Source organism: Hydrogenophaga sp. (assembly GCF_031426985.1).
GTDB lineage: Bacteria > Pseudomonadota > Gammaproteobacteria > Burkholderiales > Burkholderiaceae_C > Hydrogenophaga.
Genome location: NZ_JASJOY010000221.1, coordinates 1 through 14,191 on the forward strand (window position 1 = coordinate 1; position 14,191 = coordinate 14,191).

Genomic DNA, 14,191 nt, shown 5'->3' on the forward strand with positions numbered 1-14,191 from the left:
CCTGCGCATCGTGCACCAGCACAAGATGCTGCACCTGGACATCAAGCCGGCCAACGTCTTCGTGACCGACGACAACCGGGCGGTGCTGATCGACTTTGGCGCGGCGCGCGAGGTGCTGAGCAAGGAAGGCAACTTCATTCGCCCCATGTACACGCCCGGCTTTGCGGCGCCCGAGATGTACCGTCGCGATTCGAGCATGGGCCCCTGGACCGACATCTACGCCATCGGCGCCTGCATCTACGCCAGCATGCAGGGCTATCCGCCCAACGACGCGCCGCAGCGCCTGGAAAAAGACCGTCTGTCGCTGGCCCTGTCCCGTCTGCGCGGCGTGTACTCCGACAACCTGATCGAGGTGGTCGAATGGTGCATGTCGCTCGATCCGCTCTCACGCCCCCAATCGGTGTTCGCGCTGCAGAAAGAACTCAGCCGTGAAACCGAACGCAGCTACACCAAGCTGACGGTGGCCGAAAAAATGCGCCTGCAATTCGACAACATCGTCTCCGACAACAAGAAGTCGCCACGCAAGTCGACGGTCGCCGGGACCAAGTTCAAATGAAGTTTTCGGTCTACCAGATCAGCCGTCAGGGCGGTCGGGAGCGCAACGAAGACCGGATGGGTTATGCCTACACCCGCGAGTCGGGCCTGTTCGTGCTGGCCGACGGCATGGGCGGCCACCCCGAAGGCGCGATGGCCGCGCAACTGGCGCTGCAGACCTTTTCGGCCTACTTCCAGAAAGCCGCCAACCCCACGGTGCGCGAGGTGCCGGAGTTCCTCTCCAGCGCGCTGATGGCGGCGCACCACCAGATCATCCGGTATGCGGCCGAAAAAGGCATGCTGGACACGCCCCGCACCACCCTGGTGGCGGCGGTGATGGAGCGCAACAACGTGCACTGGGTGCACTGCGGCGATTCGCGGCTGTACATCGTGCGCGACGGCGAACTGCTGACGCGCACGCGCGACCATTCCTACATGGAACAGCAGGCCCACCTGGGCCGCAACACGCAGCACATCAACCGCAACATCCTGTTCACCTGCCTGGGTTCGCCGGCCAAACCGGTGTTCGATCTGTCGGGCCCGGTGCAGCTGCAGCAGGGCGACCGCGTGCTGCTGTGTTCCGACGGCCTGTGGGGCACGGTGAAAGACTTCGAGATCACCGACGAGCTGTCCAAGCGCCCGCTGGAGCAGGCCGTGCCCGAACTGGTCGAGATGGCGCTCAAGCGCGGCGGTCCGCGGTGCGACAACGTGACCGTGCTGGCCATGGAATGGGAGACGCCCGACGAGTTCCAGACCACACGCGTGTCCACCGAAGACATCGAGGACGGCGTGTTCGCCTCCACCATCCAGTCGGGCGTGCCCGATCCCACGATCGAGGACATGGACGACGAGGCGATCGAAAAATCGATCGCCGAGATCAACGAAGCGATCCGCCGCACGGCCGAAAAGAACGCCTGATTTTTTCCCCCGCGCCGCTTCGCGTCTTCCCCCTAAGGGGCACCCCCATGGCCCGTCCTGAGTGTGTTGTAGGGCGGTTCCCCGGTGTGTGCCGGACGTTCGGGCCGGCGCTTCCCACCAACGCAGAAAGCTTTTTTTCATGACGACTTCTTCCCGTCCCGGCCAGCGTGCCAACGATTCGCTGCGCCCGGTGCGCATCACCCGCGGCTACACCATGCACGCCGAAGGTTCGGTGCTGATCGAGTTCGGCCACACCAAGGTGCTGTGCACCGCCTCGGTCGAAGAGAAGGTGCCACCGCACAAGAAGGGCAGTGGCGAGGGCTGGGTGACGGCCGAATACGGCATGCTGCCGCGTGCCACCCACACCCGCAGCAGCCGCGAGGCCGCCAAGGGCAAGCAGAGCGGCCGCACGCAGGAGATCCAGCGCCTGATCGGCCGCTCGCTGCGCGCCGTGTTTGACCTCAAGGTGCTGGGCGAGCGCACGATTTCGCTGGACTGCGACGTGCTGCAGGCCGACGGCGGCACGCGCACGGCGAGCATCACCGGCGCCTTCGTGGCGGCGCAGGACGCGGTGAACAAGCTGATCGCCGAGGGCAAGCTCGCCGCGTCGCCGATCAAGGACCATGTGGCCGCGATCTCGGTCGGCATCCTGGACGGCCAGCCGCTGCTGGACCTGGAGTATGTCGAGGACTCGGCCTGCGACACCGACATGAATGTGGTGATGACCGGCGCCGGCCACTACGTGGAAGTGCAGGGCACGGCCGAGGGCGTCGCCTTCACGCGCAAGGAAATGGACGCGCTGCTGGCGCTGGCCGACAAGGGCATCACCGAACTGGTGGCCGCACAAAAAACCGCTTTGGAATGATGAAACCCCCACGCTCGTCACTTCGTGTGCTCGCTGCCCCCCGAGGGGGCTCGGTCTTGCTTGGGGCGGCCCGGCGCTGCGACCGCACATGAAACTGGTCCTCGCGTCAAATAACAAGGGCAAGCTGGCCGAGCTGCAGGCCCTGTTCGCGCCGCTGGGCGTGGAGCTGGTGCGCCAGGCCGATCTGGGCATTCCCGAAGCGCCCGAGCCGCACCGCACCTTCATCGAAAACGCGCTGGCCAAGGCTCGGCACGCCTCGCAGGTCAGCGGCCTGCCGGCGCTGGCCGACGACGCGGGACTGTGTGTCGAGGCCTTCGGTGGCCTGCCCGGCGTGGACACGGCCTTCTACGCCACACAGTTCGGCTACGAAAAGAGCGACGACAACAACGTGCGTGCTTTGCTGGAGCAGATGCAGGGCATCACCGACCGCCGCGCGGCGCTGGTGAGCACCCTGGTGGCGCTGCGCAGCGCCGACGACCCGGAGCCGCTGGTGGCCACGGGCCGCGCGGCGGGGCTGATCACACAGGAGCGCATCGGTGACCAGGGCTTCGGCTTCGACCCGGTGCTGCTGTTGCCGCCCTTCGGCAAGACCTTTGCCCAGCTGCCGGCCGAGGTGAAGAACGCCCACAGCCACCGTGGCCAGGCGGCGCAGCAGATGCTCGGCCTCATGCGCGAACGCTGGTTCGCCCAGCCATGAGCGATTCGCCGCACTGGAGCGATATCCGCCACTGGATGCGGCCGGGCACCCTGCAGCTGCAGGGCCTGCCGCCGCTGTCGCTTTACATTCACCTGCCCTGGTGCCTGAAAAAGTGCCCCTACTGCGACTTCAACTCGCACGAATGGAGCGCGACCTCGGCGCCGGGCCAGCCGCTGCCCGAACAGGCGTATCTGGATGCGCTGCGCGCCGATCTGCAGGCCGCGCTGCCGTTGATCTGGGGCCGGCCGGTCCACACCGTATTCATCGGTGGCGGCACGCCCAGCCTGTTCTCGCCCGAGGCGATCGACCGCCTGCTGGGCGATGTGCGCGCGCTGGTCCGGCTCGATGCCGACGCCGAGATCACGCTCGAAGCCAACCCGGGCACCTTCGAGAAGGACCGCTTCAGGGCCTTCCGGCAGGCGGGTGTGACCCGGTTGTCGATCGGCGTGCAGAGCTTCCACGACGCCCACCTCAAGGCCCTGGGCCGGGTGCACGACCGGGCGCAGGCGCTGGCGGCGGTGGAGGAGGCGGCCGAGGCCTTCGACACCTTCAACCTGGACATCATGTACGCGCTGCCGGGGCAGACGCTGGCGCAGTGCGAGGAGGACATCCGCACCGCGCTGGGTTTCAACCCGCCGCACATCTCGATCTACCACCTGACCATCGAGCCCAACACGGTGTTCGCCAAGTTTCCGCCGGTGGTGCCCGAGGACGACGACGCCTACGCCATGCTCGACCGCATCACCGAGCTGACCAGCGCGGCCGGGCTGGAGCGTTACGAGGTCTCGGCCTATGCGCGCCGCGGCCACCGCAGCCGGCACAACCAGAACTACTGGCAGTTCGGCGACTACCTGGGCATTGGCGCCGGCGCACACAGCAAGCTGAGTTTTGCGCACCGCGTGGTGCGCCAGGTGCGGGCGCGCGAGCCGCGCCTGTACATGGACAAGGCGCTGGCGGGCGACGCGGTGGTGGGCGTGGAGGAGGTGTCGCGGCGCGACCTGCCCTTCGAATACATGCTCAACGCGCTGCGCCTGCGCGAGGGCTTCAGCCTGACCGACTTCGGCGCGCGCACCGGGCTGCCGCTGTCGGCCATCGACGGCGCCCTGCGCGAAGGGGTGCACAAGGGCTGGCTGACGCAGGAGGGCGTCTGGGTGGCGCCGACCGAGCGCGGCTTCGACTTCCTCAGCGACCTGCAGTCGCTGTTCCTGCCCGCCTGATCCGGCCCGGCCGATCTCGGCTCAGGCTGTGGTGACGTCGGTGTTCGCCGCGGCTGCCGCCGGCACCGTCGCAAGGCGCAGCCACAGGCTGGCGGTGGTGCCTTCGCCGGGCGTGCTGCTCAAGTCCACCCAGCCCCCGTGGATCTCGACGATCTCCTTGACCAGGTTCAGGCCCAGGCCGGTGCCGGGGATGTTGCCCGAGGTGTCGGCCCGGTAGAAGCGCTCGAAGGCGCGGGCCAGTTGCGCTGGTGTCATGCCGATGCCCTGGTCCTGCACGTCGATCACGGCGCAGTGCTGCCCGTCGTGTGTGGCCTCGCGCGCGGCCAGCCGTATCTCGCTCCCATTGGGCGAGTATTTGATCGCGTTGCTGATCAGGTTGTTCAGCGCCTGTTCGATCTTGCTGGCGTCGGCCATCACCATCAGGTCGGGCAGGGTCTGTACGTGGACCTCGTGGCCCAGTTCCTGGTGTGTGAGCCCGTTGACCGACGCCTCGACGATGGCGGCCAGGGGCGTGGGCACGATGTGGAAGTCTTTGCCCTGGCGGGCCTCGATGCGTGAGAGGTCCAGCAGTTCCTGGATCAGTTTCTGCAGCAGATTGCCTTGCCGGTGCACGGTCTGCAGCAGGTCTTTCTGCTTCTCTTCACTGTAGCGGCGGTGCAGCAGGAGTTCGGTGAAGCCGAGGATGCTGGCCAGCGGTGTGCGCAACTCGTGCGCCGCCGTGGCGAGGAACTCGCTCTTCATCTGGTCGACCTCGAACTGGTGCGTGACGTCGCGGAAATAGACGAAGGTCTCGCCGCTGCCGCCCAGGTGGCGGCGGATGTCGCGTTCGAGCACCTTGCGTGCCGGGCGCACCAGCATCAGGGTGTGTTTGGCGCCGTCGTTGGGCGCCAGGGCGATGGGCGGGTAGCGGTCGGCGTCCTCGCACAGGCTGCGCATGCCGTCGTCGAACTGTTCCAGGCTCAGCAGCGGCAAGGTGCTGCCGATCATGCGGCGCAGGGCCGGGTTGCTGGTGATCAGATGGCCTTGCGCATCGAAGACGGCGAACCCGTCGGGGCTCAGGTCAAAGGTGGCGTTGAGGCGGGCGGTGCGCTCGATCAGCCGCTGCTTGACCTCGATCTGGCCGCTCACGTCTTCGATGACGTTGATGTAGTGCGTGATCGTGCCTTCGCCATCGAACACGGGGGACACCGAGAGCTTGTTGTGGAACAGGCTGCCATCCTTGCGGTGGTTGCGCAGCGTGATCTTGAGTTCGTTGCCCCGCTGCACGGACCGCGCCAGCAGGTCGAGGTCTTCGCGGTCGGTCTCGGGGCCATCGAGCAGGCTGGCGTCGCGGCCCAGCACTTCGTGCGGGGCGTAGCCGGTGATGCGGGTGAAGGCCGGGTTGACGTGGACGATGGGCTGCGGGAAGCGCCGGGCGTCGCTGACGGAAATGCCGTTGGGGATGCAGTCGAGCACCCGCCCGTACAGCGTGAGGTATTCCTCCGCGAGTTTGAAGTCGGTCAGGTCGCGAACGATGCAGGTGTAACGCAGCTCCGGGTCGCCCTTCACCTCGCCCAGCAGCACCTCGACCGGAAAACGCGTGCCGTCCTGGCGCATGGCCTGCATTTCCACGCGGCCCACCCGGCTCTGCGTGCTCTGGAACAGCATGCCGTCGTCCATGTGTTGCTGCAGGCGCGCGGCGTCCATGTCCGGCAGCCAGCTGGCCAGGGGGTGGTCGATCAGTTCGCGCGAGCCCAGTCCGAACATGCGCTCGGCCGCCGGGTTGACGTTGACGATGCGGCCCTGCTCGTCCACGCCGACGATGGCGTCCGCCGCGGTGTCGAGGATGGCGATCAGGCGCTTGTAGCGCTGCTCCTGATCGGTGATCATCTGCGCCAGCTGACGGGATGCGGCATTCAGCGCATGGCCGAGTTCGCGCACCTCGTGACTGCCCCAGCGCATCTCCACCAGGCCGCCCGGCCGATCGGCCAGGGTCGATGCAAAGGCCGCCAGCGTGCTGATGGGGCCGAACACCCGGCGCAGGAACAGGGCCAGCAGCCACAGCAGGCCCATCAGCATCAACAGCACGTTGACGCTGTCAATGGTCCACTGGCGCATGGCGTCGGCCCGGCGCTGCTGGCTGTTGGTTTCAATGCGCACCCAGCCGCTGCGCAGCAGGGCTTGCGGGTCCAGCCGCTGGGCGTCGGTGTCAGCACCGGGCAGCAGTGCAGCAACGGTGTCGATGCGCGAGTCTTCTGCTTGCTGCGGCAACGACGGTGGGGCGACCCGTTCGGCCACCGGCATGGTGGTGACGTGCCCGGTGGCGATGCGGCGGGTGCGCATGGCGACTTCACCGTCCGGGAGCACCAGCTCGGCCATCTGGACCCCGGGCAAGGTCATCACCCCGCCCAGAAACAGTTCCAGTGCGCCGTAGTCCCGCTCCAGCATGGCCGAGGCCGTGGCCCGCGACACCATGCCGGTCAAGGCGCTGGCGTGCTCCAGGGCTTCGTCCTGCACCTGCTGCATGCGGGCCTGGAAGGACAGCGTGCCGATGAGCGCGGCGCACAGCAAAGCCGCACCGAACACCAGGGACACGATCTGCGTGCCCAGCTTCTTGTGGGTGAACCAGCGGCCCAGGGCCTGCATCGGTCGGGACATGGGGCCCTCAAGGCGCCGTGCGCACCACGTAGCTTTCCAGCGAGAGCTTCTCCAGCGGCCGGTAGTCACGTTCGTACTGGGCCACCACCGGCTGCGGCATCTGGATGCCGGCCAGCCAGTCCCTGACCGCTTCGGTCTGCCCGGCCCGGGTCATGCGTTCGGTGATGCAGCGGCGCACCTCTGGCCTGACCCGCGGGTGGGCGGCCAGCGGATGGGGGGCGGCGGGTGGTGTTTCGTAAAGCACCCTCAGCTGATCACGCACCTCCGGCCCCTCCGCGTCCAACGTGGCCTGAATGCCACCGGCGGCGGCGGCGTCGCCCCGCAGGACATGGCGGTAGGCGTTGGCGTGCGTCTTGACATAGGACGCGGTGAAACGCAGCCCATGTTCGCGTTCGAGCAAAGCCCGCATGTAGAGCGAGGCACCGAACGCGTTGGGCGCGGGAAAGGCCAGCGTCGCGCCCTGCAAGTCCTGCAGCCGGCGCACCGCACTGTCGGCCCGCACCACCAACACGCCCGTGAGCATCTCTTTGCCGTCGCGCACCAGGGGCTCATAGCCCTGCGCCCGTTTGGCCATGACCGCGTGGTACGGGTTCAGGTAGGCCAGATCGTGATGGCCCTGCAAAAAGCGCTCTTCGAACGCCGGGATGCTGCTGGCGATGTCCAGTCGGATGCGCACCTGGCACTCCGATTCCAGCCAGGTCTGGACCGGACCCCAGCGCCGCTGCAGTTCGATGGCCGGAAACTGTGGCACCACCCCCAGCACCAGCGGGGCCGGCGCGGACGCCGGGACCGTGGCCGGTTGTGACCACGCCGCGCCCAGTGCGCCCAGTGCCAGCGCTGCCGCCACAGTCACCGGGGCGAGCCGCCGCTTCATGACGGCATCCCCAGCATGTTGTCCACCAGGTCCAGCAGCTTCAGGGGGCTGAAGGCCTTGGTGAGGTAGGCGTCGGCGCCCGCTTTGCGCCCCTGCTCTTCGTCTTCTTTCTGCGCGCGGGCGGTCAGCAGGATGACCTTGGTCTGACCGGCCAGCGCCGGGTCGCCCTTGACCTTGGCGCAGACCTGGTAGCCGTCGAGCTCGCCGGGCATCATCACATCCAGCAGGATCAGGTCCGGCTTGAGGTCCTGTGCCAGACGCCAGCCATCGCCGCCATTGCTGGCTTCGTGGAGCTCGGCGTCGTCCAGGTGTTGCAAGGTCAGCCGGATGAGTTTGCGGATATCGGGCTGGTCGTCGACGATGAGAATGCGTGCGGTCATGTGCTGCTCCGTTTGCGGGTGCGGGCCATCAGTTTCGAAAGATCTTCGGCATAGATCTGTGCCTGCAGAAGGTCCAGTTGGTGGGTGTTGCGCAGCGGGGCGCCCGTGGGCAGCTCCAGCATCACGCTCAACCCGTCGGCGGTGTCGTCCTCAATGCGCAGCCGACCGCCGTGCAGCTGAAGGATGCGGTGCGTCAGCGGCAGGCCGATGCGCATCGTGCCCATGCCGGGCAGGGGTTCCTTGCCGGGCGGCGCCGGCCTGAAGATGGCCGCCGCGTGGAGCGCCAGGGCCGCGGCCGAGAGCACCCCCTCGTTGTGGATGGTCAGCAGCAGGTGGTTGCCGGCGGCCCGAAAGCCAATGCCCACCGCCACCGTCTGTGTCGGCGGCGCGCCATCGCGCGCGTGCTGAACCGCGTTGTTCAGGCATTCGTAGAGCGCGCGCCGGATCAGCCGGCGGCTGCCGTACACGGGCGGCAGGTCGACCCGATCGCCCTCGATGACGAACTGCACATTCATGGCGCGCAACTGCGGCGCCAGATCCTGCGCGACGGCACGGACCAGGTCGGGCAGCACCAGGCGGTCGTCGCCAACGAGCACGTCGTCGCCGAACACGTTGACCAGATCGGACAAGCGTTCCAGCCGCTCCTGCAGGGTCTGCACACTGTCCGACAGGGCGGGCGCCGTCGCTTCCTGTGCCTGCGCCAGCACCTGGCGGATGGGCGGCATCAGATCGGCCTTGATGAGTTCCATGATCTGTTGCAGCGACAGGCGCTGGGCGGCTTCGGCCGCACCGTCGTCACCCTGGCGGGGTTCGTCCGTTGCGACTTCCGATACGCCCATGGCCACCAGCCCGGCGATGGGGCGGGGCGCAAAGCGGCACTGCAGGCGGGCAATGCCGTTGTCGGACAGGGCGTCCACCCGCATGTCCAGGTGCAGCACCGGCTTGCCGGCGGCGAGGTCTTGCGCCAGCCCGCGCACATTCGGGTCGCTGCCCAGCATCAGGGCGGGGCGGCAGCTCATTTGCTTGGCCGCCTGGTTGCTGAACACCACCCGCCCCTCTGCGTTGAACAGCAGAATGGGGCTGGCGACAAAGTCCAGCAGAACCAGCAGCGGGTTCGGGGCAGAAGGTTTGGCGGCGTCGTTGGTCATGTTGCGCAATGCCAACCGCGGCGGGCGAAGGCGGCCGCCACGATGGCTTCACGCTCTTATCGGCCAAATCTGCGCAGGCTTGAGGCCGTCTGTTGAAGGCCTGGCGAAGTCGCCTGCCCGCAGGGCGCCGCAGGAAAAGGGCGCCGCATGGCGGAGACGGTGAGATTCGAACTCACGGACCCTTGCGGGTCGGCGGTTTTCAAGACCGCTGGATTAAACCACTCTCCCACGTCTCCGGGGTGGCCGGGATTGTAGCCGCCAGGGCGCCGGTCAAGGGGTGGCCGGGCCCGGTTGCAGCATGCCGCGCTGCTCGATGAAACGCACCACCTCGTCGACACCGGCCAGGGTCTTGAGGTTGGTCATCACCCAGGGCCGGCGTGCGGTGTCCGGTCGCATGCGGGCGGTGTCCTGCTTCATCACCTCCAGGTCGGCTCCCACGTGGGGTGCCAGGTCGGTCTTGTTGATGACGAACAGGTCGCTCTTGGTGATGCCGGGGCCGCCTTTGCGCGGGATCTTCTCGCCCGCGGCCACGTCGATCACGTAGATCGTCAGGTCGCTCAGTTCAGGGCTGAAGGTGGCGGCCAGGTTGTCGCCGCCCGATTCGACGAAGACGATGTCGGCGTCGGGGAACTCGCCCAGCATGCGGTCGATGGCTTCGAGGTTGATCGAGCAGTCCTCGCGGATCGCGGTGTGCGGGCAGCCGCCGGTTTCCACGCCCATGATGCGTTCGGCCGGCAGCGCACCGCTGACGGTGAGCAGGCGCTGGTCTTCCTTGGTGTAGATGTCGTTGGTGATGGCGACCAGGTCGTAGCGCTCGCGCATGGTCTTGCACAGCATTTCGAGCAGGGTGGTCTTGCCGGAGCCGACCGGGCCGCCGATGCCCACGCGCAGCGGGGGCAGGGTTTTGGTGCGGTTCGGGATGTGGTGCAGGGCGCTCATGGGGCGGGTCTTCAGGAACGGAACAGACGGGAATACTGGGTTTCGTGGCGGGCGCTCAAGATGGCGAGCCCGGGTGTGAAGGCCTGGCGGCTTTCGTCGTCCAGCGACAGGGCGTGTTCCACCGCGGCCGGAATCTCCTCCACCAGCCGGGCCAGCATGCGTTGGCCGGCGCTCTGGCCCAGGGGCACGGACTTGATGGCCGCCTGCACCATGTTTTCGGCCCAGCCGAAGGCGAACCCGCCCAGGCTGTCGGCCGGTGCGGCGCCCGAGGCGGCGGCCGCGCAGGCCATGGCCACCGGGTAGGTCGGGGGCCGAAGATCCGCGGCCAGCAGTTGTTCCACCACACCGCAGCCGAGGACGCCGAGCGAACGCGCCCACTCGACCAGCGAGCGGCCCATCTGCTCGGTCTGCAGGCGGAATTCCTGTGTTTCGCGGGTGGCCAGCACCCAGGCGTTCAGCGCGGCGATGCGGGCGAGGTCGTGGGCCTGCCAGGCGGGCATGGCCTGCGCCACCACGGCCAGGTCGCTGCGCGCCAGGCCCAGGTGCAGCTGGTCGGTCAGCCAGTCGGCCGCGCTGGGTTCGTCGCGCACCAGGCCGGCGTCGACCGCGGCCTCCAGCCCTTCGGAATACGAGAACCCGCCGACGGGCAGGGTGGGGGAGGCCAGCCACAGGGTGCGCAGCAGGCCGGCCACCGGCCGGCTGGCCCCATCAGCCATGGTCATGCGTGTGGGATCCGTGGCCGTGATCGTGTCCATGGTCGTGGCCACCATGCCCGTGGTCATGGGCATGACCGCCGCCGTGGCCCGCCGCATAGGCGCCGCCTTCGGGCTCGAAGGGCTCGCGCACCTCGGCCACATTCAGGTGCATGGCGCGCAGCATCTCGGCCAGCACGTGGTCGGGCTCGATCTTGAGGTGGTCGGGCCGCAGTTCGATGGGCACGTGGCGGTTGCCCAGGTGGTAGGCGGCGCGCATCAGGTCGAAGGCCGGGTCGTGTGCATGACCGTGGTGTTGGTCGGTGCAGGCGGTCACCTTGAGCACCGGTTGTGGCGCGGCGATCACGCTCAGCAGCGATCCGTCCTGCGTGATGAGCACGTCGCCACCGCGCACCACGGTGCCGCGCGGCAGGAAGACGCCGACGCGGCGGCCGTCCGACGCTTCGCCGTCGAAGCGGCTCTTCTGGCGCACGTCCCAGTCCAGCGTCATGGTGGCGGCACGGCGCACCAGCGCGGGCGCCAGCCCCTTGCCCTGGGCGATGATTTTGGAGACCTGAAGCATGTTTTTTTCCCTGTTTTTTGCGATCAAAACAGGAAGTATCGCTGGGCCATCGGAAGTTTGCTGGCGGGTTCGCAGGTCAGCAGCACGCCGTCGGCGCGCACCGTGTAGCGCTGCGGGTCGATCTCCATGGTCGGCAGGTAGGCGTTGTGCACCATGCTGGCCTTGGTGACGCTGCGGCAGCCCTGCACCGCCACCGTGGTCTTCTGCAGGCCGTAGCGCTGGGCCACGCCGGCCGCCTGGGCCGCCTGCGACACGAAGCTCAGGCTGCCCCGGGCCAGCGCGCTGCCGAAGGCGCCAAACTGCGGCCGGTAGTGCACCGGCTGCGGGGTCGGGATGGAGGCGTTCGGGTCGCCCATGGCGGCCAGCGCGATGCTGCCGCCCTTCAAGACCAGCGCCGGCTTGACGCCGAAGAAGGCCGGCTTCCAGATCACCAGGTCGGCCCACTTGCCGACTTCCAGCGAGCCGACGATGTGCGAGATGCCGTGCGCGATGGCCGGGTTGATCGTGTACTTGGCGATGTAGCGCTTGACGCGGAAGTTGTCGTTGCGGCTGCTGTCTTCGGGCAGCGAACCACGTTGCGACTTCATCTTGTCGGCCGTCTGCCAGGTGCGGATCACCACCTCACCGACCCGGCCCATGGCCTGGCTGTCGCTGCTCATGATGCTGATCGCGCCCATGTCGTGCAGGATGTCCTCGGCCGCGATCGTCTCGCGGCGGATGCGGCTTTCGGCGAAGGCCAGGTCTTCCGGAATCGACGCGTCCAGGTGGTGGCAGACCATCAGCATGTCGACGTGTTCGTCGAGCGTGTTGACGGTGTAGGGCATGGTCGGGTTGGTGGACGAGGGCAGGAAGTTGGCCTCGCCGACCACGCGGATGATGTCGGGCGCGTGGCCGCCGCCCGCGCCTTCGGTGTGGAAGGCGCAGAGCGTGCGGCCCTTGGTGGCCGCGATGGTGTCTTCCACGAAGCCCGACTCGTTGAGTGTGTCGGAGTGGATGGCCACCTGCGTGTCGGTTTCTTCGGCCACGTCCAGGCAGTTGCTGATGGCGCTGGGCGTGGTGCCCCAGTCTTCGTGCAGCTTCAGGCCGATCACGCCGGCCTCGATCTGCTCGCGCAGCGGCGCGGGCTGGCTGGCGTTGCCCTTGCCCAGAAAGCCGATGTTCATCGCAAAACCGTCGGCCGCCTGCAGCATGCGTTCAATGTGCCAGGGGCCAGGCGTGCAGGTGGTGGCGAAGGTGCCGGTGGCCGGGCCGGTGCCGCCGCCGAGCATGGTGGTCACGCCCGAGGTGAGGGCCTCGTCGATCTGCTGCGGGCAGATGAAGTGGATGTGGCTGTCGATGCCGCCGGCGGTGACGATGTTGCCCTCGCAGCTGATGATCTCGGTGCCGGCGCCGATGACGATGTCCACGCCCGGTTGCGTGTCCGGGTTGCCGGCCTTGCCGATGGCGACGATGCGGCCGTCCTTCAAGCCGATGTCGGCCTTGACGATGCCCCAGTGGTCGACGATGAGGGCGTTGGTCAGGACGGTGTCCAACGCGCCTTCGGCGCGCGTGCGTTGGCTCTGCGCCATGCCGTCGCGGATGGTCTTGCCGCCGCCGAACTTGACCTCTTCACCGTAGCCGCCCGCGGCCAGGGTGTAGTCCTTCTCGACCTCGATCAGCAGGCCGGTGTCGGCCAGGCGCACGCGGTCGCCCACGGTGGGGCCGAACATGTCGGCGTAGGCGCGTTTGGGGATGGTGGCCATCACAGTTTTCCTTGTACGAGGCCACGGAAGCCAAACACGATGCGGTCGCCGGCGAAGTCCACCAGCTCCACCGTGCGTTGCTGCCCGGGCTCGAAGCGCACCGCGGTGCCGCTGGCGATGTTCAGCCGCTTGCCCTGCGCCGCGCTGCGGTCGAAGGACAGCGCCGCATTGGTCTCGGCAAAGTGGTAGTGCGAGCCGACCTGCACCGGGCGGTTGGCGGTGTTCTGCACCACCAGCGTCAGCGTGGCGCGGCCGGGGTTGAGGGCGTGCTCGCCCGCGTCAACCAGGAGTTCACCGGGGATCATGGGGCGGTCCTTACTTGCGGGCCATCCAGAGGGCCAGGCCGATCAATGCGGCCACGCCGACGAAGCCGAGCGCGTCGGTGGCGTGCCAGTGGCTGCCGAACAGACCGTGGCCGTCGTGGGCCAGGGCGGGCAGGGTGGCGGAAGCCAGCGTGGCGGCCGTCAGCGATTTGAAAAGCAGTTTCATGGGGGCCTCTGCAAGAGCGGTGGAGCGAAGTGTCTGAGTCAAGGGCGCCGCGGAACCGGCTTTTCCGGGCCGCCAGCGCCGCCCCCTGAGGGGGACGCGCGCAGCGCGGCGGGGGTGGGGCTGCTTCCGCGGCGCGTGGGGGTCAAGGGATGGGTTGGTGCACGGTGACGAGCTTGGTGCCGTCGGGGAAGGTGGCTTCGACCTGGATGTCGGGGATCATCTCGGGCACGCCCTCCATCACGTCGTCACGGTTCAGCACGGTGCGGCCCTCGCTCATGAGCTGGGCCACGGTCTTGCCGTCGCGCGCGCCTTCCATCACGGCGGCGCTGATCAGCGCCACGGCTTCGGGGTAATTGAGCTTGAGGCCTCGCGCCTGGCGCCGCTCGGCCAGCAGGGCGGCGGTGAAGATCAGCAGCTTGTCTTTCTCTCTCGGGGTCAGTTCCATGGCATGTCTCGAGTGGTCTGACAGGGGTTTG

General features: G+C 67.9%; 16 protein-coding genes and 1 tRNA gene. 5 read left to right on the top strand and 12 right to left on the bottom strand.

The window, feature by feature from the left end:
- The 5 genes from RMP09_RS22115 to hemW all read left to right on the top strand — a co-directional run.
- A partial coding sequence (locus RMP09_RS22115; protein ID WP_310568133.1) for a protein kinase domain-containing protein occupies nt 1-556 on the top strand: 556 nt, incomplete at its 5' end.
- The gene (locus RMP09_RS22120) at nt 553-1,452 is read left to right on the top strand and encodes a protein phosphatase 2C domain-containing protein (protein ID WP_310568134.1); all 900 of its coding nucleotides are present in this window, start codon (nt 553-555) and stop codon (nt 1,450-1,452) included. The genes RMP09_RS22115 and RMP09_RS22120, both read left to right, overlap by 4 nt.
- 139 nt (nt 1,453-1,591) lie before the next feature.
- Nucleotides 1,592-2,317 carry a ribonuclease PH gene (gene rph, locus RMP09_RS22125; RefSeq protein WP_310568135.1) on the top strand — a complete coding sequence of 242 codons (726 nt, stop codon included), beginning with the start codon at nt 1,592-1,594 and terminating at the stop codon, nt 2,315-2,317.
- An 88-nt stretch (nt 2,318-2,405) separates the two neighbouring features.
- Entirely contained in the window at nt 2,406-3,014 is a 609-nt protein-coding gene (rdgB, locus tag RMP09_RS22130; RefSeq protein ID WP_310568136.1) for an RdgB/HAM1 family non-canonical purine NTP pyrophosphatase, read from the top strand.
- Entirely contained in the window at nt 3,011-4,231 is a 1,221-nt protein-coding gene (gene hemW / locus RMP09_RS22135; RefSeq protein WP_310568137.1) for a radical SAM family heme chaperone HemW, read from the top strand. The genes rdgB and hemW overlap by 4 nt, the downstream gene beginning before the upstream one ends.
- 21 nt (nt 4,232-4,252) lie before the next feature.
- Here hemW and RMP09_RS22140 read toward each other — a convergent pair whose 3' ends face one another.
- The 12 genes from RMP09_RS22140 to RMP09_RS22195 form a co-directional block, all read right to left on the bottom strand.
- On the bottom strand, nt 4,253-6,868 hold the full coding sequence (locus RMP09_RS22140) for a PAS domain S-box protein (RefSeq protein WP_310568138.1): 2,616 nt from the start codon (nt 6,866-6,868) through the stop codon (nt 4,253-4,255).
- A gap of 7 nt (nt 6,869-6,875) precedes the next feature.
- Nucleotides 6,876-7,742 carry a phosphate/phosphite/phosphonate ABC transporter substrate-binding protein gene (locus RMP09_RS22145; RefSeq protein ID WP_310568139.1) on the bottom strand — a complete coding sequence of 289 codons (867 nt, stop codon included), beginning with the start codon at nt 7,740-7,742 and terminating at the stop codon, nt 6,876-6,878.
- The gene (locus RMP09_RS22150) at nt 7,739-8,122 is read right to left on the bottom strand and encodes a response regulator (protein ID WP_310568140.1); all 384 of its coding nucleotides are present in this window, start codon (nt 8,120-8,122) and stop codon (nt 7,739-7,741) included. The genes RMP09_RS22145 and RMP09_RS22150 overlap by 4 nt, the downstream gene beginning before the upstream one ends.
- The gene (locus RMP09_RS22155) at nt 8,119-9,270 is read right to left on the bottom strand and encodes a HAMP domain-containing sensor histidine kinase (protein WP_310568141.1); all 1,152 of its coding nucleotides are present in this window, start codon (nt 9,268-9,270) and stop codon (nt 8,119-8,121) included. Before RMP09_RS22155 ends, RMP09_RS22150 begins: the two co-directional genes overlap by 4 nt.
- A gap of 148 nt (nt 9,271-9,418) precedes the next feature.
- Nucleotides 9,419-9,506 (bottom strand) — tRNA-Ser (locus RMP09_RS22160).
- A 34-nt stretch (nt 9,507-9,540) separates the two neighbouring features.
- Nucleotides 9,541-10,209, bottom strand: a complete 669-nt coding sequence (ureG, locus tag RMP09_RS22165; RefSeq protein ID WP_310568142.1) for an urease accessory protein UreG — start codon at nt 10,207-10,209, stop codon at nt 9,541-9,543.
- Between the two features lie 11 nt (nt 10,210-10,220).
- Nucleotides 10,221-10,931 carry an urease accessory protein UreF gene (locus tag RMP09_RS22170; RefSeq protein ID WP_310568143.1) on the bottom strand — a complete coding sequence of 237 codons (711 nt, stop codon included), beginning with the start codon at nt 10,929-10,931 and terminating at the stop codon, nt 10,221-10,223.
- Entirely contained in the window at nt 10,918-11,484 is a 567-nt protein-coding gene (gene ureE, locus RMP09_RS22175) for an urease accessory protein UreE (RefSeq protein WP_310568144.1), read from the bottom strand. The genes RMP09_RS22170 and ureE overlap by 14 nt, the downstream gene beginning before the upstream one ends.
- Before the next feature lie 23 nt (nt 11,485-11,507).
- On the bottom strand, nt 11,508-13,226 hold the full coding sequence (gene ureC / locus RMP09_RS22180) for an urease subunit alpha (RefSeq protein WP_310568145.1): 1,719 nt from the start codon (nt 13,224-13,226) through the stop codon (nt 11,508-11,510).
- Nucleotides 13,226-13,531: an urease subunit beta gene (locus RMP09_RS22185; protein ID WP_310568146.1), complete on the bottom strand. Its 306-nt coding sequence runs from the start codon at nt 13,529-13,531 to the stop codon at nt 13,226-13,228. The genes ureC and RMP09_RS22185 overlap by 1 nt, the downstream gene beginning before the upstream one ends.
- Before the next feature lie 10 nt (nt 13,532-13,541).
- Nucleotides 13,542-13,715, bottom strand: coding sequence for a hypothetical protein (locus tag RMP09_RS22190; RefSeq protein WP_310568147.1), 174 nt, complete (start codon nt 13,713-13,715; stop codon nt 13,542-13,544).
- Nucleotides 13,716-13,857: 142 nt separating this feature from the next.
- Complete coding sequence (locus RMP09_RS22195) at nt 13,858-14,160, bottom strand: urease subunit gamma (protein ID WP_310568148.1); 303 nt, start codon at nt 14,158-14,160, stop codon at nt 13,858-13,860.
- Nucleotides 14,161-14,191: the final 31 nt, after the last annotated feature.